The organism is Mesorhizobium sp. Mes31 (genome assembly GCF_024519675.1).
Classification (GTDB): domain Bacteria; phylum Pseudomonadota; class Alphaproteobacteria; order Rhizobiales; family Rhizobiaceae; genus Mesorhizobium.
Map to the genome: position 1 here is coordinate 41,976 of NZ_JALJRL010000019.1, position 18,599 is coordinate 60,574.

The window sequence follows — 18,599 nt, forward strand, 5'->3', positions numbered from 1 at the left end:
AAACTTGCGGCGCGCCAAGAGAATTCGACGGCCAGTGGCCGACAAAGACGGCGGGCGTTTGGCTCGCGACTAGATGCAAGGGGTTTTCGAGGACCCCGAAAAGGAGAACGGCATGAACCAAGAGGTCATGAATCTCTTCAATCCCCAGGCGCCGGCGCAGGTGTTCGATTCCATCCGGATATCGCTCGCCAGCCCTGAGAAGATTCTGTCCTGGTCGTTCGGCGAGATCAAGAAGCCGGAGACCATCAACTACCGCACCTTCAAGCCGGAGCGTGACGGCCTGTTCTGCGCGCGCATTTTTGGCCCGATCAAGGACTACGAATGCCTGTGCGGCAAGTACAAGCGCATGAAGTACAAGGGCGTCATCTGCGAGAAGTGCGGCGTCGAAGTCACGCTGTCGCGCGTCCGTCGCGAGCGCATGGGCCATATCGAGCTCGCCGCGCCCGTCGCCCATATCTGGTTCCTGAAGTCGCTGCCGTCGCGCATCGGCACGCTGCTCGACATGACCTTGAAGGACATCGAGCGCGTCCTCTACTTCGAGAACTACATCGTCACCGAGCCTGGCCTCACCGCGCTGAAGGAGCACCAGTTGCTCAGCGAGGAAGAGTACATGATCGCCGTCGACGAGTATGGCGAGGATTCGTTCACCGCCATGATCGGCGCCGAGGCCATTCATGACCTTCTGGCCGGCATGGACCTGGAGAAGATCGCCGGCGACCTGCGTTCGGAACTGGCTTCGACCACGTCCGAGCTCAAGCAGAAGAAGTATCTGAAGCGGCTCAAGGTCGTCGAGAACTTCATGGAATCCGGCAACCGTCCGGAATGGATGATCATGAAGGTGGTTCCGGTGATCCCGCCGGATCTGCGCCCGCTCGTCCCGCTGGACGGCGGCCGCTTCGCCACGTCGGATCTGAACGACCTCTACCGCCGCGTCATCAACCGCAACAATCGTCTGAAGCGGCTGATCGAGCTGCGCGCCCCCGGCATCATCGTGCGCAATGAAAAGCGCATGCTGCAGGAAGCCGTCGATGCGCTGTTCGACAACGGCCGTCGCGGCCGCGTCATCACCGGCGCCAACAAGCGTCCGCTGAAGTCGTTGTCCGACATGCTCAAGGGCAAGCAGGGCCGGTTCCGCCAGAACCTGCTCGGCAAGCGCGTCGACTATTCCGGCCGTTCGGTCATCGTCACCGGTCCGGAGCTCAAGCTCCACCAGTGCGGTCTGCCGAAGAAGATGGCGCTCGAGCTGTTCAAGCCCTTCATCTACGCCCGTCTTGACGCCAAGGGTTACTCCTCGACCGTCAAGCAGGCCAAGAAGCTGGTCGAGAAGGAGCGTCCGGAAGTCTGGGATATTCTCGACGAGGTCATCCGCGAGCATCCGGTGCTGTTGAACCGTGCGCCGACGCTGCACCGCCTCGGCATCCAGGCGTTCGAGCCGATCCTGATCGAAGGCAAGGCGATCCAGCTGCATCCGCTGGTCTGCACGGCCTTCAACGCCGACTTCGACGGCGATCAGATGGCCGTTCACGTGCCGCTGTCGCTGGAAGCGCAGCTTGAAGCCCGCGTGCTGATGATGTCGACCAACAACATCCTGCACCCGGCTTCCGGCGCGCCGATCATCGTGCCGTCGCAGGACATGGTTCTCGGTCTCTACTATCTCTCGATCGTCAACCAGAACGAGCCGGGCGAAGGCATGGTGTTTGCCGACATGGGCGAACTCCAGCACGCGCTCGAGACCAAGGCGGTGACGCTGCACGCCAAGATCAAGGGTCGCTTCCGCACGGTCGACGCCGAAGGCAAGGTCGTGTCGAAGATCCATGACACCACCCCTGGCCGCATGATCATCGGCGAGCTTCTGCCGAAGAACGTCAACGTGCCTTACGAGACCGCCAACCAGGAGATGACCAAGAAGAACATCTCCAAGATGATCGACACCGTCTACCGCCATTGCGGTCAGAAGGAGACGGTCATTTTCTGCGACCGCATCATGGCACTCGGCTTCGCTCATGCCTGCCGCGCCGGCATTTCGTTCGGCAAGGACGACATGCTGATCCCGGACGCCAAGATCAAGCTGGTCTCCGACACCGAGGCTTTGGCCAAGGAATACGAGCAGCAGTACAATGACGGCCTGATCACGCAGGGCGAGAAGTACAACAAGGTCGTCGACGCCTGGGCCAAGTGCTCGGAAAAGGTCGCCGACGAAATGATGGCCCGCATCAAGGCGGTCGAGTTCGAGGATAATGGCCGTCAGAAGCCGATGAACTCGATCTACATGATGTCGCACTCCGGTGCGCGTGGCTCGCCCACCCAGATGCGCCAGCTCGCCGGCATGCGCGGCCTGATGGCCAAGCCGTCGGGTGAAATCATCGAGACGCCGATCATCTCGAACTTCAAGGAAGGCCTGACCGTGCTCGAGTACTTCAACTCGACCCACGGCGCCCGCAAGGGTCTGGCCGACACCGCCTTGAAGACGGCGAACTCGGGTTATCTCACCCGTCGTCTGGTCGACGTGGCGCAGGACTGCATCGTCAACTCCGTCGACTGCGGCACCGACAAGGGCCTCACCATGCAGCCGATCGTCGATGCCGGCCAGGTCGTCGCTTCGGTCGGCCAGCGCGTGCTGGGTCGTACGTCGCTCGACGACATCACCCATCCGGTGTCGGGCGAGATCCTGGTCAAGGCCGGAACGCTGATGGACGAGCGTGACGTCGAACAGATCGAAAAGGCCGGCGTCCAGTCGGTTCGCATTCGCTCGGCACTGACTTGCGAAGTCAGGGTTGGCGTCTGCGCGGTCTGCTACGGTCGCGATCTGGCTCGCGGCACCCCGGTCAACCAGGGTGAAGCTGTCGGCGTCATCGCGGCGCAGTCGATCGGCGAGCCGGGCACCCAGCTCACCATGCGTACCTTCCACATGGGCGGCACCGCGCAGGTGGTGGACAGCTCGTTCCTTGAAGCCTCGTATGAGGGCAAGGTCGAGATCCGCAACCGCAACGTGGTGCGCAACTCCGACGGCCAGCAGATGGTCATGGGCCGCAACATGGCGGTGCTGATCCTCGATGAAGCCGGCAAGGAGCGCGCCACGCACCGTCTCACCTATGGTTCGCGTATCTTCGTGGACGATGGCGACAAGGTGAAGCGCGGCCAGCGTATCGCCGAGTGGGATCCCTATACCCGTCCGGTCCTCACCGAAATCGAGGGCAGGGTGTCGTACGAGGATCTGGTCGACGGCATTTCCGTGCAGGAAACGGCCGACGAGTCGACCGGCATCACCAAGCGTGAGGTCATCGACTGGCGCTCGACGCCACGCGGCAACGACCTCAAGCCGGCGATTGCCATCCAGGACGCCAAAGGCAAGGTCGGCAAGCTGTCGAAGGGTGGCGACGCCCGCTTCCTGCTCTCGGTCGAGGCCATTCTTTCGGTCGAGCCGGGTGCGCAGGTTCGCCCCGGCGACGTGCTGGCGCGTATCCCGATGGAAAGCGCCAAGACCAAGGACATCACCGGCGGTCTGCCGCGTGTTGCCGAACTGTTCGAGGCACGTCGTCCGAAGGATCACGCCATCATCGCCGAGATCGACGGCACGATCCGCTTCGGCCGCGACTACAAGAACAAGCGTCGCATCATCATCGAGCCGCATGACTCGACGCTTGAGCCGGTCGAGTACCTGATCCCGAAGGGCAAGCCGTTCCATCTCCAGGACGGCGACGTCATCGAGAAGGGCGACTACATCCTCGACGGCAATCCGGCGCCGCACGACATCCTGGCGATCAAGGGCGTGGAGGCACTTGCTTCCTACCTCGTCAACGAGATCCAGGAAGTCTACCGTCTGCAGGGCGTGTCGATCAACGACAAGCACATCGAGGTGATCGTTCGCCAGATGCTGCAGAAGGTCGAGATCACCACGCAGGGCGACTCGACCTACATTCCGGGCGACCACGTCGACGTGATCGAACTGGAAGAGGTCAACGAGCGCCTGATCGAGGACGGCAAGAAGCCGGCCGAAGGCCAGCCGGTGCTCCTGGGCATCACCAAGGCGTCGCTGCAGACGCCGTCCTTCATCTCGGCCGCCTCCTTCCAGGAGACGACAAGGGTGCTGACGGAAGCCGCGGTTGCCGGCAAGACCGACATGCTGCAGGGGCTGAAGGAAAACGTCATCGTCGGCCGACTTATCCCGGCCGGTACCGGCGGCACGATGAGCCAGATCCGGCGCATCGCCACCTCGCGCGACGAACTGATCATCGACGAGCGCCGCAAGGCCTCCGGTGTGGAAGTCGCCGAGCCGATGCTGACCGACATGGTCACCGCCGCGCAGTAAGCGCGGCGGCAAGAATCTCAGGCAACAAGGCCGTCGGGGCAACCCGGCGGCCTGATCTTTTGTGCGTTGAAGTCGCCAATTCATGCCAATGGCGACGGAGTGAGGGGCGGTGCATCGCTCGTGAAATGATCTGAGAATCGGAGCAAAGGCCGCTTCTTGCGACCTCGTGGCTCAGTCGAAAAATGCCTCGACCACGTTGCGCTTGCCGAGCATGAAAGCGTCGGCCACATGCTGGAGCGGAGCGAGATCGACATCCGAGGCGCCGGCACGGACAATCTCCGCAAAGCGCTTGTAGAGCATCGGATATTCCGCTTCGGGTTCGTCATGAACGACGCGGCCGTCGATGGCGAGCTTCGAGCCGCCGCCCGACAATACCATCGCGCCCTTGTCGGTGTCGGCCAGGATGTCCCAGCTTTGCGGGCCGGTCTGGAGCCAGTCGAGTTCCATCGTCACCGGCAACCCGTTCGAGGTGCGGAAGGCGACGTGTGCCGCGACCGGAGCGTCGCGGTTCGCTGGAAAGTCGAGAGCCGCCGAGGTGATGAACAGTGCCGGCAGGATGTGGGTCACGATCGACAGCGCATTGATGCCGGGATCGAAGACGCCGAAGCCGCCGGGGGTCCAGATCCACTCCTGGTTCGGGTGCCAGCGGCGCACATCTTCCTTCCAGTTGATGGCGGCCGAGCTGATACGGGCAGAACTCAGAAACGCACGCGCGGCCTCGACCGCCGGCGCATAGCGCGAGTGCCAGCTGGCGAACAACGAGACGCCGTTTTTCACCGCCAATGCCTTCAGGTCCTCGACCTCGCTGACGGTGGCGCCGGGCGGCTTTTCCAGGAAGACATGTTTCTTCGCTTCGAGCGCCGTGCGCGCGGCGTCATAACGAAACTGAGGCGGCATGCAGAGCGATACGGCCTCAAGCTCCGGCACCGCCTCGAGCATGGATTCGATATCGGGAAAATTCGGGATGTCATCCACCTTGCCATGCCGGCTGGCGGCCGCGATGAGGCGATAGTCCCGGTCTTTCGCCAGGGCCGGCAGGTGCTGGTCGCGGACGATCTTGCCGACACCGACGATGCCTATCTTGATGGGCTGGGACACGGCCGCTCCGTCTGTTGGATGATGGTGGGCGTTTCTTATCAGAACACTTGCCCCGGGCAAGCCGGAGCCGGAAGGTCGGCTCCAGCTTTCAACACGCCAGAAAGGCTTCGATTGCCGGTTCGAGGGGGCGGTGTCCTGGTTTTAGAGCGCCACGTCGAAAGTAACGATCGACACTTCGCCTTCGAGCGCGCCCTGGAAAGCGGAAAGATGCGGCTCTTCGTCGGGCACGCCGTCCATGTCGCCGATCTGGTCGAGCTCAGCCTCGGCGTAACCTTCCGCAGCAAGCGATTCGAGTGCCCGGCGCACCGCCGAATCGTCATCGGGGGCAACCAGCATTACGTGCACGCCTTCCGGCTTGCCGCCCTTCCTCTTCCACACCCTGCCTGTGATGATGGTGACCGGGCGTTCTTCATTGTCGTTCACGGGCCGATTCCTCCGGGCGAGGGGATCTTGACTGCTCATGCGGCTTTCTCGCATGAAAGCATGGCCGCGCAACAGCCTGAAGCCGGTCACTTTCTTCCTCGCCCTTGCAAAATGGCGAAAGAAAATTACATGCGGTTTTCGCATGGCTGCCAAGCCCCGGCTTCAATGCAATATTTGCCACTCCGGGGTTGACGGTTCGCGGGCTTACGAGTAGAAGCCGGCCAGTCAGAACCGATGTGAGGCTCTCCTTTCCGAAGCGACACGCTTTGGAGTTTGCTTCAAACAGGGTTCGTTTTACGAGCGAAAAGACATTTCCGGCGTGCACGAAGCGGCTTCCGCTTCCTCTGCCATTTGTTCGGGCAAGACCGCGAGGCGCGGTTTGTGGCCCGAATTTGCGTATGGAAATGACGCTTTGAGCGGCCCTGACCGGGCGAGACACGGAATTGAGAGACAAGAGGGTTTAATGCCTACCGTCAACCAGCTGATCCGCAAGCCGCGCATTGCGCCGGTGAAGCGCAACAAGGTCCCGGCCATGCAGCAGAACCCGCAGAAGCGGGGCGTCTGCACGCGCGTCTACACCACGACGCCGAAGAAGCCGAACTCGGCGCTGCGCAAGGTGGCCAAGATCCGCCTGACCAATGGTTTTGAAGTGATCGGGTACATCCCCGGCGAAGGCCACAACCTTCAGGAACACTCCGTGGTCATGATCCGCGGCGGCCGCGTCAAGGATCTTCCGGGCGTGCGCTACCACATCATCCGCGGCGTGCTCGACACGCAGGGTGTGAAGAACCGCAAGCAGCGTCGTTCGAAGTACGGCGCCAAGCGTCCGAAGTGACCGAAGCGTAGCGAAGGTCATCCCGGACAAGTATCCGGGATCCAGGCCACCACGCATAATTGAGGCAGAGAAAAAATGTCCCGTCGTCACAGTGCAGAAAAGCGTGAGATCAATCCGGACCCGAAGTTCGGCGATCTGATCGTTACCAAGTTCATGAACGCCGTCATGTATGACGGCAAGAAGTCGGTTGCCGAGACCATCGTCTACGGCGCGCTCGACCAGGTTCAGTCGAAGACCAAGCAGGAGCCGGTCACCGTCTTCCATCAGGCGCTCGACAATGTCGCGCCGCATGTCGAAGTGCGTTCGCGTCGCGTCGGCGGCGCCACCTACCAGGTTCCGGTCGACGTGCGCCCCGAGCGCCGCCAGGCCTTGGCCATCCGCTGGCTGATCGCTGCTGCCCGCAACCGCAACGAGACCACCATGGTCGACCGCCTCTCCGGCGAGCTGATGGATGCGGCCAACAACCGCGGCACGGCTGTCAAGAAGCGTGAAGACACCCACAAGATGGCTGAAGCCAACCGCGCTTTCGCGCACTACCGCTGGTAAAGCGCGAACGAGACTGAGAGGCAGCTACGATGGCCCGCGAATACAAAATCGAAGACTACCGCAATTTCGGTATCATGGCGCATATTGACGCCGGCAAGACGACGACCACCGAGCGCGTCCTCTATTACACGGGCAAGTCGCACAAGATCGGCGAAGTCCACGACGGCGCTGCCACCATGGACTGGATGGAGCAGGAGCAGGAGCGCGGCATCACCATCACGTCCGCAGCGACCACGACCTTCTGGAAGGGTCGCAGCGGCAAGATGTACCGCTTCAATATCATCGACACCCCCGGACACGTCGACTTCACCATTGAAGTCGAGCGTTCGTTGCGCGTTCTCGACGGCGCCATCGCGCTGCTCGATGCCAACGCCGGTGTCGAGCCGCAGACGGAAACCGTCTGGCGTCAGGCCGACAAATACCGCGTCCCGCGCATGATCTTCTGCAACAAGATGGACAAGATCGGCGCCGACTTCTACCGCTCGGTCGAGATGATTGGTTCGCGCCTCGGTGCGCATGCGGTCGTCATGCAGCTGCCGATCGGCGCTGAGACCGAGTTCAAGGGCGTTGTCGACCTGGTCGAGATGAATGCGCTGGTCTGGCGCGACGAGACGCTGGGCGCTGCCTGGGACGTCGTCGAGATTCCCGCCGACCTCAAGGCTCGTGCGGAAGAATACCGCGAGAAGATGATCGAGGCCGCCGTCGAAATGGACGAGACGGCGCTTGAGAACTACCTCGAAGGCAAGATGCCGTCGAATGACGAGATCCGCGCGCTGATCCGCAAGGGCACCATCGCGGTGAAGTTCTATCCGATGTTCTGCGGCTCGGCCTTCAAGAACAAGGGTGTGCAGCCGCTGCTCGACGCCGTCGTCGAATATCTGCCGTCGCCGGCCGATGTTCCCGCCATCAAGGGCGTCGACGCCAAGACCGACGCCGAGATCGAGCGTCACGCCGACGACAACGAGCCGCTGTCGATGCTCGCCTTCAAGATCATGAACGACCCGTTCGTCGGTTCGCTGACCTTTGCCCGCATCTATTCGGGCAAGCTCACCAAGGGCATTTCGGTCGACAACACCGTCAAGGGCAAGAAAGAGCGCATCGGCCGCATGTTGCAGATGCATGCGAATTCGCGCGCCGACGTCGAAGAGGCTTTCGCCGGCGACATCGTCGCTCTGGCTGGCCTCAAGGACACGACCACCGGCGACACGCTCAGTGATCCGCTGCATCCGGTCATTCTCGAGCGCATGGAATTCCCCGACCCGGTCATCCAGATCGCGATCGAGCCGAAGACCAAGAACGACCAGGAAAAGATGGGCCTCGCCCTTCACCGTCTGGCCGCCGAGGATCCGTCCTTCCGCGTCAAGACCGATGAGGAAAGCGGTCAGACCATCATCTCCGGCATGGGCGAATTGCACCTCGACATCATCGTTGACCGCATGCGTCGCGAGTTCAAGGTCGAGGCCAATGTCGGCGCGCCGCAGGTGGCCTATCGCGAGACGATCACCCGCAAGCACGAGCAGGACTACACGCACAAGAAGCAGACCGGTGGTACCGGCCAGTTCGCTCGCGTCAAGATCCTCTTCGAACCGAATCCGGACAGCAGCGAATTCGAGTTCGAGACCAAGATCGTCGGCGGCGCCGTGCCGAAGGAATACATCCCCGGTGTCGAAAAGGGCATCAACAGTGTCATGACCTCGGGTCCGTTCGCGGGCTTCCCGATGATCGGCGTCAAGGCGACGCTGATCGACGGCGCCTACCACGATGTGGACTCCAGCGTTCTGGCCTTCGAAATCGCCGGCCGCGCCTGCTTCCGGGAAGCCGCACCCAAGCTTGGCGTGCAGCTGCTCGAGCCGATCATGAAGGTCGAGGTGGTGACGCCTGAAGACTACGTCGGCAGCGTCATCGGCGACCTGAACGGCCGTCGCGGCCAGATCCAGGGCCAGGAAGCGCGTGGTGTTGCAGTTGTCATCAACGCGATGGTGCCGCTCGCCAACATGTTCAAGTACGTCGACAACCTGCGCTCGATGAGCCAGGGCCGCGCGGCCTACACGATGCAGTTCGATCATTACGAGCCTGTGCCGACCGCGGTCGCCCAGGAAGTCCAGAAGAAATACGCGTAACTCGAACGGGTTGCAGCGGTAACTTAATTCAAGGCCCGCACGGGCGAGCAGGATTGGAGACATCACATGGCAAAAGGTAAATTCGAGCGCACTAAGCCTCATGTGAACATCGGCACGATTGGTCACGTTGACCATGGCAAGACGTCGCTGACGGCGGCGATCACGAAGTATTTTGGCGAATACAAGCGCTATGACCAGATCGATGCGGCGCCGGAAGAGAAGGCGCGCGGCATCACGATCTCGACGGCTCACGTTGAATACGAGACGGCCAACCGCCACTACGCTCACGTCGACTGCCCCGGCCACGCCGACTATGTGAAGAACATGATCACCGGTGCCGCGCAGATGGACGGCGCGATCCTGGTTGTTTCGGCTGCCGACGGCCCGATGCCGCAGACCCGCGAGCACATCCTGCTTGCCCGCCAGGTCGGCGTGCCGTCGATCGTTGTGTTCCTGAACAAGGTCGACCAGGTCGACGACGCCGAGCTGCTCGAACTGGTCGAGCTCGAGGTTCGCGAGCTTCTGACCAAGAACGAGTTCCCCGGCGACGACATTCCGATCGTCAAGGGTTCGGCGCTGGCTGCTCTTGAGGATTCGGACAAGAAGATCGGCGAGGACGCGATCCGCGAGCTGATGGCTGCGGTCGATGCCTACATCCCGACCCCGGTTCGTCCGCTCGACAAGCCGTTCCTGATGCCGATCGAGGACGTGTTCTCGATCTCGGGCCGTGGCACGGTGGTGACCGGTCGCGTCGAGCGCGGCGTGGTCAAGGTCGGCGAGGAGCTGGAGATCATCGGCATCCGTCCGACGACCAAGACGACCTGCACGGGCGTCGAGATGTTCCGCAAGCTGCTCGATCAGGGCCAGGCTGGCGACAACATCGGCGCGCTGCTGCGCGGCGTTGACCGTGAAGGTGTCGAGCGCGGCCAGGTTCTGGCCAAGCCGGGCACGGTGAAGCCGCACAAGAAGTTCGTGGCCGAAGCCTACATCCTGACCAAGGACGAGGGTGGCCGCCATACGCCGTTCTTCACCAACTACCGTCCGCAGTTCTATTTCCGCACGACGGACGTGACCGGCATCGTGTCGCTGCCGGAAGGCACCGAGATGGTGATGCCGGGCGACAACATCACGGTCGATGTCGAGCTGATCGTGCCGATCGCCATGGAAGAGAAGCTGCGCTTCGCCATCCGTGAAGGCGGCCGCACCGTCGGTGCCGGTATCGTCGTCACCATCAAAGAGTAATTTGGACTTAAACCGATCTGTCGCGGGCGCAGGATATGCCCGCGCCGCGCCAGAACAAGGAAGTGACGCATGAACGGACAGAATATCCGCATCCGCCTGAAGGCGTTTGACCACCGCGTGCTCGACGCCTCGACAAAGGAAATCGTGTCGACGGCCAAGCGCACCGGTGCCAACGTCCGCGGCCCCATTCCGCTGCCGACGCGGATCGAAAAGTTCACGGTCAACCGGTCGCCTCACGTCGACAAGAAGAGCCGCGAGCAGTTCGAGATGCGCACGCACAAGCGTCTGCTCGACATCGTCGATCCGACCCCGCAGACGGTCGATGCTTTGATGAAGCTCGATCTGGCCGCCGGTGTGGACGTCGAGATCAAGCTCTAAGGGAATGAGAGCGCGGTAAGGGGCGGTGCCCCTGGCCCGGAACTCTAAAGGAATTGAACCGATGCGTTCAGGTGTGATTGCAAAGAAGGTGGGAATGACCCGCATCTATAACGATGCCGGGGAACATGTTCCCGTCACCGTTCTCCAGATGGAGAACTGCCAGGTCGTGGCGCAGCGCACGCAGGAGAAGAATGGCTACACCGCCGTTCAGCTCGGCGTTGGCCTTGCCAAGGTGAAGAACACGTCGAAGGCGATGCGCGGCCATTTCGCGACCGCTTCCGTCGAGCCGAAGGCGAAGGTCGCCGAGTTCCGCGTCTCTGCCGACAACATGATCGATGTCGGCGCCGAGATCACTGTCGAGCACTTCGTTCCCGGCCAGAAGGTCGATGTGACGGGCACGACGATCGGCAAGGGCTTCCAGGGCGTGATCAAGCGTCACCACATGGGTGGTGGCCGCGCGACCCACGGTAACTCGGTATCGCACCGTACGCACGGTTCGACCGGTCAGCGCCAGGACCCCGGCAAGGTGTTCAAAGGCAAGCATATGGCTGGCCACATGGGCGACACCCGCGTCACCACGCAGAATGTCGAGATCGTATCGACCGACGCCGACCGCGGCCTGATCCTGATCCGCGGTGCGGTTCCCGGATCGAAGGGCGCCTGGATCCTGGTCCGCGATGCGGCCAAGGTGGCACTGCCGGCCAATGCGCCGAAGCCCGCCGCGATCCGCCCAGTTGCGGCAGCTGCTAAGAACGAGGCTCCGGCCACAGAGGGAGCGGAATAATGGATCTCAAGATCACAACGCTTGGCGGCAAGGACGCCGGCAAGGTGAAACTCTCCGAGGAGATTTTCGGCCTTGATCCGCGCGAGGACATTCTGCAGCGCGTCGTGCGCTGGCAGCTGGCCAAGAAGCAGCAGGGCACGCACAAGGCCAAGGGCCGCGCCGAGATCGCGCGCACCGGCGCCAAGATGTACAAGCAGAAGGGTACGGGCCGCGCCCGTCACCATTCGGCACGCGCTCCGCAGTTCCGCGGCGGTGGCAAGGCCCACGGCCCGGTCGTCCGCAGCCACGAGCACGATCTGCCGAAGAAGGTTCGCGCGCTCGGCCTCAAGCATGCTCTCTCGGCCAAGGCCAAGAGCGCGTCGATCATCATCATCGACGAGCTGAAGCTGACCGAGGCCAAGACGAAGGCGCTGATCGCGAATTTCGCGACGCTGGGCCTGAGCAACGCCCTGGTGATCGGCGGCGCCGAGCTTGACAAGAACTTCAAGCTGGCCGCGACGAACATCCCGAACATCGACGTGCTGCCCATCCAGGGCATCAACGTCTACGACATTCTGCGCCGCGGCACGCTGGTCCTTTCGAAGGCCGCCGTCGAGGCTCTCGAGGAGCGCTTTAAATGACCGACCTTCGTCACTACGACGTGATCGTCAGCCCGGCGATCACCGAAAAGTCGACCATGGCTTCCGAGCAGAACCAGGTCGTCTTCAATGTCGCCAAGAAGGCGTCGAAGCCGGAAATCAAGGCTGCCGTCGAAGCGCTGTTCGGCGTCAAGGTGATGGCCGTGAACACGCTTGTCCGCAAGGGCAAGATCAAGCGCTTCCGCGGCACGATCGGCCGCCAGAGCGACGTCAAGAAGGCGATTGTGACGCTGGCCGACGGCCAGTCGATCGACGTCGCGACGGGTCTCTGAGCAAGGCCGCGAGGACAGAACAATGGCACTGAAAAAATTCAACCCGGTAACGCCGAGCACCCGCCAGCTGGTCATCGTCGACCGCTCGGGCCTCTACAAGGGCAAGCCCGTCAAGGGCCTGACCGAAGGCCTGACCAAGTCGGGCGGCCGCAACAACCACGGTCGCATCACCGCCCGCTTCATCGGTGGTGGTCACAAGCGTTCGTACCGCATCATCGACTTCAAGCGCCGCAAGTTCGACGTCGTCGGCACGGTCGAGCGCATTGAATACGATCCCAACCGCACCGCTTTCATCGCGCTGATCAAGTACGACGATGGCGAGCTGTCCTACATCATCGCTCCGCAGCGTCTGGCTCCCGGCGACAAGATCGTGTCCGGTGAATCGGTCGATGTGAAGCCGGGCAATGCGATGCCTCTGGCTTCGATGCCGGTCGGCACGATCGTCCACAACATCGAGCTGAAGCCGGGCAAGGGCGCCCAGGTTGCCCGTTCGGCTGGCGGTTATGGCCAGTTGGTCGGTCGTGACCAGGGCATGGCGATCCTGCGCCTCAACTCGGGCGAGCAGCGTGTCGTTCACGGCTCCTGCATGGCCACCGTCGGCGCCGTGTCCAATCCGGACCACGGCAACATCAACGACGGCAAGGCAGGTCGCACGGTTTGGCGCGGCAAGCGTCCGCACAATCGCGGCGTGACCATGAACCCGGTCGACCATCCGCACGGCGGTGGTGAAGGCCGCACCTCGGGTGGCCGTCATCCGGTCAGCCCCTGGGGCAAGCCGACCAAGGGCAAGAAGACGCGGTCCAACAAGGCGACCGACAAGTTCATCCTGCGCTCGCGCCATCAGCGCAAGAGCTAAGAAGAGGTAACGCCAAGTGACTCGTTCGATTTGGAAAGGCCCCTTCATTGACGGCTACCTTCTCAAGAAGGTGGACAAGGTTCGTGAAGGTGGTCGCAATGAGGTGATCAAGATGTGGAGCCGTCGCTCCACCATCCTGCCGCAGTTCGTCGGCTTCACCTTCGGTGTCTACAACGGCCAGAAGCATGTTCCCGTCTCGGTGAACGAGGACATGGTCGGTCACAAGTTCGGTGAATTCGCTCCGACCCGGACCTATTACGGTCACGGCGCGGATAAGAAGGCGAAGAGGAAATAATCATGGGCAAGGCCAAAGCTCCGCGCAGGCTTGCTGACAACGAAGCGCGCGCCGTGTTGCGCACGATCCGTATCAGCCCGCAGAAGCTGAACCTCGTTGCCGCGCTCATCCGCGGCAAGAAGGTCGCGACAGCGCTATCCGACCTCGAATTCTCGGCCAAGCGGATTTCCGGCACGGTCAAGAAGACGTTGGAATCGGCGATCGCCAACGCGGAAAACAACCACGACCTCGACGTCGATGCGCTTATCGTGGCGGAAGCCTATGTCGGCAAGTCGATCGTCATGAAGCGGTTCCATGCCCGTGGACGTGGTCGCGCCAGCCGTATCGAGAAGCCGTTCTCGCACCTCACGATCGTCGTTCGTGAAGTCGAAGAAAAAGGGGAGGCCGCATAATGGGCCAGAAAGTCAATCCGATCGGTCTTCGCCTCGGCATCAACCGCACCTGGGATTCGCGCTGGTTCGCGAACACCGGCGAGTACGGCAAGCTGCTGCATGAGGACATCAAGATCCGCAAGTATCTCGAGAAGGAACTCAAGCAGGCCGCGATCTCGAAGGTCGTGATCGAGCGTCCGCACAAGAAGTGCCGCGTGACCATCCATGCCGCGCGCCCGGGCCTGATCATTGGCAAGAAGGGCGCTGACATCGAGAAGCTTCGCAAGAAGCTGATGGAGATGACGAAGTCCGAGACGCACCTCAACATCGTTGAAGTGCGCAAGCCGGAGATCGACGCGACCCTGGTCGCCCAGTCGATCGCCCAGCAGCTCGAGCGCCGCATCGCGTTCCGCCGCGCCATGAAGCGTGCCGTTCAGTCGGCGATGCGCCTCGGTGCCGAAGGCATCCGCATCAACTGCGCCGGCCGTCTTGGCGGCGCCGAGATCGCGCGCATGGAATGGTACCGCGAAGGCCGCGTGCCGCTGCATACGCTGCGCGCCGATGTCGATTACGGCACGGCCGAAGCGCATACGGCGTACGGCATCTGCGGCGTCAAGGTCTGGGTGTTCAAGGGCGAGATCCTCGAGCATGACCCGATGGCTTCGGAGCGTCGCGCCACTGAAGGCGACAATGCGCATGGCGGTGGTGGTGATCGCGAACGCGGTCGTCGTCGCGAAAACGCCTGAGACATTTAGGAATTTGGAGTTAGAACGATGCTGCAGCCAAAGCGCACAAAGTTCCGCAAGCAGTTCAAGGGCCGTATCCATGGTACCGCAAAGGGCGGCACCAATCTGGATTTCGGTGGTTTCGGGCTGAAGGCGCTTGAGCCGAACCGCGTCACCGCGCGCGAGATCGAGGCGGCCCGCCGCGCGATCACTCGCGAAATGAAGCGCGCTGGACGCGTCTGGATCCGTATTTTCCCGGACGTGCCGGTCACTTCGAAGCCGACCGAAGTTCGTATGGGTAAGGGTAAGGGCGCGGTCGACTACTGGGCGGCGCGCGTCAAGCCCGGCCGCATCATGTTCGAGATCGACGGCGTCAATGAAGAAACCGCCCGTGAGGCACTGCGTCTCGGCGCGGCCAAGCTCTCGGTCAAGACGCGCTTCGTGCAGCGCATCGCAGAATAAGGACGGGCTGATCATGAAAGCCGAAGACATCCGGACCAAGACCCAGGACCAGCTGACCGACGACCTGGCCAGCCTGAAGAAGGAGCAGTTCAACCTGCGCTTCCAGAAGGCCACCGGCCAGCTCGAGAAGACCGCACGCGTGAGGCAGGTCCGCAAGGACATCGCGCGTATCAAGACCATCGCTGCGGAAAAGTCCGCGGCTAAGAAGGCTTAAGGACGAAAACCATGCCAAAGCGCATTCTGCAGGGCACCGTCGTCAGCGACAAGAACGAGAAGACGGTTGTCGTCAAGGTCGAACGGCGCTTCACGCATCCCGTGATGAAGAAGACCGTGCGCATGACCAAGAAGTACAAGGCGCACGACGAAAACAACGCCCACAAGGTTGGCGATCAGGTGTTCATCCAGGAATCGAAGCCGATTTCCAAGGATAAGCGCTGGATCGTCGTGTCTTCGGACCAGGCGTAAACAAACGAATTTTGGACAGACCGGGGAGGGGCTTTGAGCCCGTCCCGTTAGAAAAGAAGAAGGCGGCCAGTCATGATTCAGATGCAAACAAACCTCGACGTCGCGGATAATTCCGGCGCCCGTCGTGTCATGTGCATCAAGGTGCTGGGCGGCTCGAAGCGGAAATACGCTTCCGTGGGCGACATCATCGTGGTGTCGATCAAGGAAGCCATTCCGCGCGGCCGCGTTAAGAAGGGCGATGTGATGAAGGCGGTCGTGGTTCGCACGGCCAAGGACATCCGCCGCCCGGACGGCAGCGTGATCCGTTTCGACAAGAACGCGGCCGTTCTCGTCGACAACAAGAAAGAGCCGATCGGCACGCGTATCTTCGGACCGGTTCCGCGCGAACTCCGCGCCAAGAACCACATGAAGATCATCTCGCTCGCGCCTGAAGTGCTGTAAGGAGCCGGACCAATGCAAAAGATTAGAAAAGGCGACAAGGTCGTCGTGCTGGCCGGCAAGGACAAGGGCCGTTCGGGCGAAGTCCTCTCGGTACAGCCGAAGGAAGACACCGCGCTGGTGCGCGGCGTCAACATGATCCGTCGTCACCAGAAGCAATCCCAGTCCCAAGAGGGCGGGATCATAACCAAGGAAGCGCCGATCCAGCTGTCGAACATCGCGCTGGCCGACCCCAAGGATGGCAAGCCGACCCGCGTCGGCTTCATCTTCCAGAAGGACGGCAAGAAGGTGCGCGTCGCCAAGCGCTCGGGAGAAGTCATCAATGGCTAAGGCTCAATCCAAGCAGGCGACTGCCCAGAACACGCCGCGTCTCAAGCAGGTCTACAACGAGACCATTCGCAAGGCGCTGCAGGAGCAGTTCGGCTACGAGAACGAAATGCAGGTTCCGCGCATCGACAAGATCGTGCTGAACATGGGCGTCGGCGAAGCGACTGGCGATTCGAAGAAGCCTTCGATCGCCGCCGAGGACCTGGCGATGATCGCCGGCCAGAAGGCTGTCGTCACCCGCGCCCGCAATTCGATCGCCGGCTTCAAGGTCCGCGAGAAGATGCCGATCGGCGCCAAGGTCACGCTGCGCAAGGAACGCATGTACGAGTTCCTCGACCGCCTCGTGAACATCGCACTGCCACGCGTCCGCGACTTCCGCGGGCTGAATCCGAAGAGCTTCGATGGCCGTGGCAACTACGCCATGGGCATCAAGGAACACATCGTGTTCCCGGAGATCAACTACGACAAGGTTGATCAGATCTGGGGCATGGACGTCATCGTTTGTACGACTGCGAAGACGGACGACGAAGCCAGGGCATTGCTCAAGGCCTTCAACTTCCCCTTCCGCCAGTAACGGCAGCGAGAAAAGGAAAAATCTGAAATGGCAAAGACCAGCTCAGTCGAGAAGAACAACAGGCGCCGCAAGCTTGCCGACCAGTACGGTCCCAAGCGTGCAGCCCTCAAGGCGATCATCATGGATCAGTCCAAGCCGATGGAGGAGCGCTTCCGCGCTCAGCTCAAGCTTGCTGCCTTGCCGCGCAACTCGGCCAAGATCCGCATCCGTAACCGCTGCGAAGTCACCGGCCGTCCGCGCGCCTACTATCGCAAGCTCAAAGTATCGCGCATCGCGCTTCGTGATCTCGGCAACAACGGCCAGATCCCGGGCCTGGTCAAGTCGAGCTGGTAAGGAGGACATAACATGTCATTGAGCGATCCTCTCGGCGATATGCTGACCCGCATCCGCAACGCCTACGGCCGCAAGAAGTCGAGTGTTTCGACGCCGGCTTCGCGTCTGCGTACCCGCGTCCTCGACGTGCTGAAGGCTGAAGGCTATATCCGCGATTACAGCCAGACCGACTTCGACAACGGCAAGTCCGAGATCGAAATCGAGCTGAAGTATTTCGACGGTGCACCGGTCGTGCGCGAAATCGCCCGCGTCTCGAAGCCTGGCCGCCGCGTCTATGTTTCGGCCAAGTCGATCCCGCACGTCGCCAACGGCCTCGGCATCGCCATCCTTTCGACACCGAAGGGCGTGATGGCCGACCACGAAGCACGCGAACAGAACGTCGGCGGTGAAATCCTCTGCCAGATCTTCTGATCTGGCGTGTGACCGGCAAAATCGGAATCCGGTTTTCGGGATCATGCCCGAAGACAGAGACCTGAAACAAGAGAAGTGACGAGGACAACAAAATGTCTCGTATTGGAAAGAAACCCGTTTCGCTGCCGCAGGGCGTGACCGCGACCGTCAACGGCCAGACCGTGACGGCGAAGGGCCCCAAGGGCGAGCTGAAGTTCGTGGTGAACGAAGAAGTCCTGGTCAAGATGGAAGGCAGCGAGATCGCTGTCCAGCCGCGCGACCAGACCAAGACGGCCCGCTCCAAGTGGGGCATGTCGCGCACGCAGATCGTCAACATCCTGCAGGGCGTCAAGGACGGTTTCGAGAAGAAGCTCGAGATCACCGGCGTCGGCTATCGCGCCGCCATGCAGGGCAAGAACCTGCAGCTGGCCCTTGGCTTCAGCCATGATGTCGTTTACGAGACCCCGGCTGGCATCACGATCACTGTGCCGAAGCCGACGGAAATCACCGTGACCGGCATCGACAAGCAGCAGGTCGGCCAGGTTGCCGCCGAGATCCGCGAATATCGCGGTCCTGAGCCCTACAAGGGCAAGGGTGTCCGTTACGCTGGCGAGAAGATCGTCCGCAAGGAAGGCAAGAAGAAGTAGTGGGCTTGGCCCCGAAAAGTTGAAGACTTTTTGGGAAAGGACCAAGCTAAAGAGATGTAACGCCGCGGGGA

General features: G+C 61.8%; 24 protein-coding genes. 22 read left to right on the forward strand and 2 right to left on the reverse strand.

The features are described 5' to 3' along the window. The first annotated feature begins 112 nt into the window (after window positions 1-112). Window positions 113-4,309: a DNA-directed RNA polymerase subunit beta' gene (rpoC, locus tag NR193_RS26215; RefSeq protein WP_091586456.1), complete on the forward strand. Its 4,197-nt coding sequence runs from the start codon at window positions 113-115 to the stop codon at window positions 4,307-4,309. A 171-nt stretch (window positions 4,310-4,480) separates the two neighbouring features. On the opposite strand, the gene NR193_RS26220 is transcribed toward rpoC, so the two are convergent. Together NR193_RS26220 and NR193_RS26225 are read right to left on the reverse strand one after the other, a co-directional pair. After that, window positions 4,481-5,407, reverse strand: a complete 927-nt coding sequence (locus NR193_RS26220) for a Gfo/Idh/MocA family protein (protein WP_256753633.1) — start codon at window positions 5,405-5,407, stop codon at window positions 4,481-4,483. Between the two features lie 141 nt (window positions 5,408-5,548). Further along, window positions 5,549-5,830: a transcriptional regulator gene (locus NR193_RS26225; protein WP_256753634.1), complete on the reverse strand. Its 282-nt coding sequence runs from the start codon at window positions 5,828-5,830 to the stop codon at window positions 5,549-5,551. A gap of 463 nt (window positions 5,831-6,293) precedes the next feature. On the opposite strand from NR193_RS26225, the gene rpsL reads away from it, so the two are divergent. The 21 genes from rpsL (at window position 6,294) to rplF (ending at window position 18,528) form a co-directional block, all read left to right on the forward strand. After that, the gene (gene rpsL, locus NR193_RS26230; protein WP_006333356.1) at window positions 6,294-6,665 is read left to right on the forward strand and encodes a 30S ribosomal protein S12; all 372 of its coding nucleotides are present in this window, start codon (window positions 6,294-6,296) and stop codon (window positions 6,663-6,665) included. Window positions 6,666-6,740: 75 nt separating this feature from the next. Next, window positions 6,741-7,211, forward strand: coding sequence for a 30S ribosomal protein S7 (rpsG, locus tag NR193_RS26235; RefSeq protein ID WP_008875664.1), 471 nt, complete (start codon window positions 6,741-6,743; stop codon window positions 7,209-7,211). 29 nt (window positions 7,212-7,240) lie between these two features. After that, window positions 7,241-9,331 carry an elongation factor G gene (gene fusA, locus NR193_RS26240; protein ID WP_256753635.1) on the forward strand — a complete coding sequence of 697 codons (2,091 nt, stop codon included), beginning with the start codon at window positions 7,241-7,243 and terminating at the stop codon, window positions 9,329-9,331. Between the two features lie 66 nt (window positions 9,332-9,397). After that, entirely contained in the window at window positions 9,398-10,573 is a 1,176-nt protein-coding gene (gene tuf, locus NR193_RS26245) for an elongation factor Tu (protein WP_256753628.1), read from the forward strand. Window positions 10,574-10,642: 69 nt separating this feature from the next. Then, window positions 10,643-10,951: a 30S ribosomal protein S10 gene (rpsJ, locus tag NR193_RS26250; RefSeq protein ID WP_010909272.1), complete on the forward strand. Its 309-nt coding sequence runs from the start codon at window positions 10,643-10,645 to the stop codon at window positions 10,949-10,951. A gap of 61 nt (window positions 10,952-11,012) precedes the next feature. After that, window positions 11,013-11,735: a 50S ribosomal protein L3 gene (gene rplC, locus NR193_RS26255; RefSeq protein ID WP_091584603.1), complete on the forward strand. Its 723-nt coding sequence runs from the start codon at window positions 11,013-11,015 to the stop codon at window positions 11,733-11,735. After that, window positions 11,735-12,355, forward strand: a complete 621-nt coding sequence (rplD, locus tag NR193_RS26260; protein ID WP_008875667.1) for a 50S ribosomal protein L4 — start codon at window positions 11,735-11,737, stop codon at window positions 12,353-12,355. The genes rplC and rplD overlap by 1 nt, the downstream gene beginning before the upstream one ends. Continuing rightward, window positions 12,352-12,645 (forward strand): 50S ribosomal protein L23, encoded by a 294-nt coding sequence (locus tag NR193_RS26265; protein WP_010909275.1) that lies wholly within the window; start codon window positions 12,352-12,354, stop codon window positions 12,643-12,645. The genes rplD and NR193_RS26265 overlap by 4 nt, the downstream gene beginning before the upstream one ends. A gap of 22 nt (window positions 12,646-12,667) precedes the next feature. Then, on the forward strand, window positions 12,668-13,501 hold the full coding sequence (rplB, locus tag NR193_RS26270; RefSeq protein WP_024505067.1) for a 50S ribosomal protein L2: 834 nt from the start codon (window positions 12,668-12,670) through the stop codon (window positions 13,499-13,501). Between the two features lie 16 nt (window positions 13,502-13,517). Beyond that, the gene (gene rpsS / locus NR193_RS26275) at window positions 13,518-13,796 is read left to right on the forward strand and encodes a 30S ribosomal protein S19 (protein WP_006205463.1); all 279 of its coding nucleotides are present in this window, start codon (window positions 13,518-13,520) and stop codon (window positions 13,794-13,796) included. Between the two features lie 2 nt (window positions 13,797-13,798). Next, window positions 13,799-14,188: a 50S ribosomal protein L22 gene (rplV, locus tag NR193_RS26280; protein WP_006205462.1), complete on the forward strand. Its 390-nt coding sequence runs from the start codon at window positions 13,799-13,801 to the stop codon at window positions 14,186-14,188. Then, window positions 14,188-14,913: a 30S ribosomal protein S3 gene (rpsC, locus tag NR193_RS26285; protein WP_091584605.1), complete on the forward strand. Its 726-nt coding sequence runs from the start codon at window positions 14,188-14,190 to the stop codon at window positions 14,911-14,913. The genes rplV and rpsC overlap by 1 nt, the downstream gene beginning before the upstream one ends. Window positions 14,914-14,940: 27 nt before the next feature. Further along, window positions 14,941-15,354, forward strand: a complete 414-nt coding sequence (rplP, locus tag NR193_RS26290; RefSeq protein WP_013531427.1) for a 50S ribosomal protein L16 — start codon at window positions 14,941-14,943, stop codon at window positions 15,352-15,354. Window positions 15,355-15,367: 13 nt separating this feature from the next. Continuing rightward, on the forward strand, window positions 15,368-15,568 hold the full coding sequence (rpmC, locus tag NR193_RS26295; protein ID WP_006205459.1) for a 50S ribosomal protein L29: 201 nt from the start codon (window positions 15,368-15,370) through the stop codon (window positions 15,566-15,568). Window positions 15,569-15,579: 11 nt separating this feature from the next. After that, window positions 15,580-15,819, forward strand: coding sequence for a 30S ribosomal protein S17 (gene rpsQ / locus NR193_RS26300; protein ID WP_010909280.1), 240 nt, complete (start codon window positions 15,580-15,582; stop codon window positions 15,817-15,819). Between the two features lie 72 nt (window positions 15,820-15,891). After that, window positions 15,892-16,260, forward strand: a complete 369-nt coding sequence (gene rplN / locus NR193_RS26305) for a 50S ribosomal protein L14 (protein ID WP_006205457.1) — start codon at window positions 15,892-15,894, stop codon at window positions 16,258-16,260. Window positions 16,261-16,272: 12 nt separating this feature from the next. Continuing rightward, window positions 16,273-16,587: a 50S ribosomal protein L24 gene (gene rplX, locus NR193_RS26310; RefSeq protein WP_013531428.1), complete on the forward strand. Its 315-nt coding sequence runs from the start codon at window positions 16,273-16,275 to the stop codon at window positions 16,585-16,587. Continuing rightward, window positions 16,580-17,158 carry a 50S ribosomal protein L5 gene (gene rplE / locus NR193_RS26315; RefSeq protein WP_091584608.1) on the forward strand — a complete coding sequence of 193 codons (579 nt, stop codon included), beginning with the start codon at window positions 16,580-16,582 and terminating at the stop codon, window positions 17,156-17,158. The genes rplX and rplE overlap by 8 nt, the downstream gene beginning before the upstream one ends. Window positions 17,159-17,185: 27 nt before the next feature. Further along, window positions 17,186-17,491, forward strand: coding sequence for a 30S ribosomal protein S14 (rpsN, locus tag NR193_RS26320; protein WP_010909282.1), 306 nt, complete (start codon window positions 17,186-17,188; stop codon window positions 17,489-17,491). A gap of 12 nt (window positions 17,492-17,503) precedes the next feature. After that, window positions 17,504-17,902, forward strand: a complete 399-nt coding sequence (rpsH, locus tag NR193_RS26325; protein WP_006205453.1) for a 30S ribosomal protein S8 — start codon at window positions 17,504-17,506, stop codon at window positions 17,900-17,902. 92 nt (window positions 17,903-17,994) lie between these two features. Next, window positions 17,995-18,528 carry a 50S ribosomal protein L6 gene (gene rplF, locus NR193_RS26330; protein ID WP_091584610.1) on the forward strand — a complete coding sequence of 178 codons (534 nt, stop codon included), beginning with the start codon at window positions 17,995-17,997 and terminating at the stop codon, window positions 18,526-18,528. The last annotated feature ends 71 nt before the right edge of the window (window positions 18,529-18,599 follow it).

Bases quoted from the DNA above. Each gene is read 5' to 3' on its own strand.
- rpoC (WP_091586456.1), top strand. From the start codon at position 113: ATGAACCAAGAGGTCATGAATCTCTTCAATCCCCAGGCGCCGGCGCAG.
- rpsL (WP_006333356.1), top strand. From the start codon at position 6,294: ATGCCTACCGTCAACCAGCTGATCCGCAAGCCGCGCATTGCGCCGGTG.
- rpsG (WP_008875664.1), top strand. From the start codon at position 6,741: ATGTCCCGTCGTCACAGTGCAGAAAAGCGTGAGATCAATCCGGACCCG.
- fusA (WP_256753635.1), top strand. From the start codon at position 7,241: ATGGCCCGCGAATACAAAATCGAAGACTACCGCAATTTCGGTATCATG.
- tuf (WP_256753628.1), top strand. From the start codon at position 9,398: ATGGCAAAAGGTAAATTCGAGCGCACTAAGCCTCATGTGAACATCGGC.
- rpsJ (WP_010909272.1), top strand. From the start codon at position 10,643: ATGAACGGACAGAATATCCGCATCCGCCTGAAGGCGTTTGACCACCGC.
- rplC (WP_091584603.1), top strand. From the start codon at position 11,013: ATGCGTTCAGGTGTGATTGCAAAGAAGGTGGGAATGACCCGCATCTAT.
- rplD (WP_008875667.1), top strand. From the start codon at position 11,735: ATGGATCTCAAGATCACAACGCTTGGCGGCAAGGACGCCGGCAAGGTG.
- NR193_RS26265 (WP_010909275.1), top strand. From the start codon at position 12,352: ATGACCGACCTTCGTCACTACGACGTGATCGTCAGCCCGGCGATCACC.
- rplB (WP_024505067.1), top strand. From the start codon at position 12,668: ATGGCACTGAAAAAATTCAACCCGGTAACGCCGAGCACCCGCCAGCTG.
- rplV (WP_006205462.1), top strand. From the start codon at position 13,799: ATGGGCAAGGCCAAAGCTCCGCGCAGGCTTGCTGACAACGAAGCGCGC.
- rpsC (WP_091584605.1), top strand. From the start codon at position 14,188: ATGGGCCAGAAAGTCAATCCGATCGGTCTTCGCCTCGGCATCAACCGC.
- rplP (WP_013531427.1), top strand. From the start codon at position 14,941: ATGCTGCAGCCAAAGCGCACAAAGTTCCGCAAGCAGTTCAAGGGCCGT.
- rpmC (WP_006205459.1), top strand. From the start codon at position 15,368: ATGAAAGCCGAAGACATCCGGACCAAGACCCAGGACCAGCTGACCGAC.
- rpsQ (WP_010909280.1), top strand. From the start codon at position 15,580: ATGCCAAAGCGCATTCTGCAGGGCACCGTCGTCAGCGACAAGAACGAG.
- rplN (WP_006205457.1), top strand. From the start codon at position 15,892: ATGATTCAGATGCAAACAAACCTCGACGTCGCGGATAATTCCGGCGCC.
- rplX (WP_013531428.1), top strand. From the start codon at position 16,273: ATGCAAAAGATTAGAAAAGGCGACAAGGTCGTCGTGCTGGCCGGCAAG.
- rplE (WP_091584608.1), top strand. From the start codon at position 16,580: ATGGCTAAGGCTCAATCCAAGCAGGCGACTGCCCAGAACACGCCGCGT.
- rpsN (WP_010909282.1), top strand. From the start codon at position 17,186: ATGGCAAAGACCAGCTCAGTCGAGAAGAACAACAGGCGCCGCAAGCTT.
- rpsH (WP_006205453.1), top strand. From the start codon at position 17,504: ATGTCATTGAGCGATCCTCTCGGCGATATGCTGACCCGCATCCGCAAC.
- rplF (WP_091584610.1), top strand. From the start codon at position 17,995: ATGTCTCGTATTGGAAAGAAACCCGTTTCGCTGCCGCAGGGCGTGACC.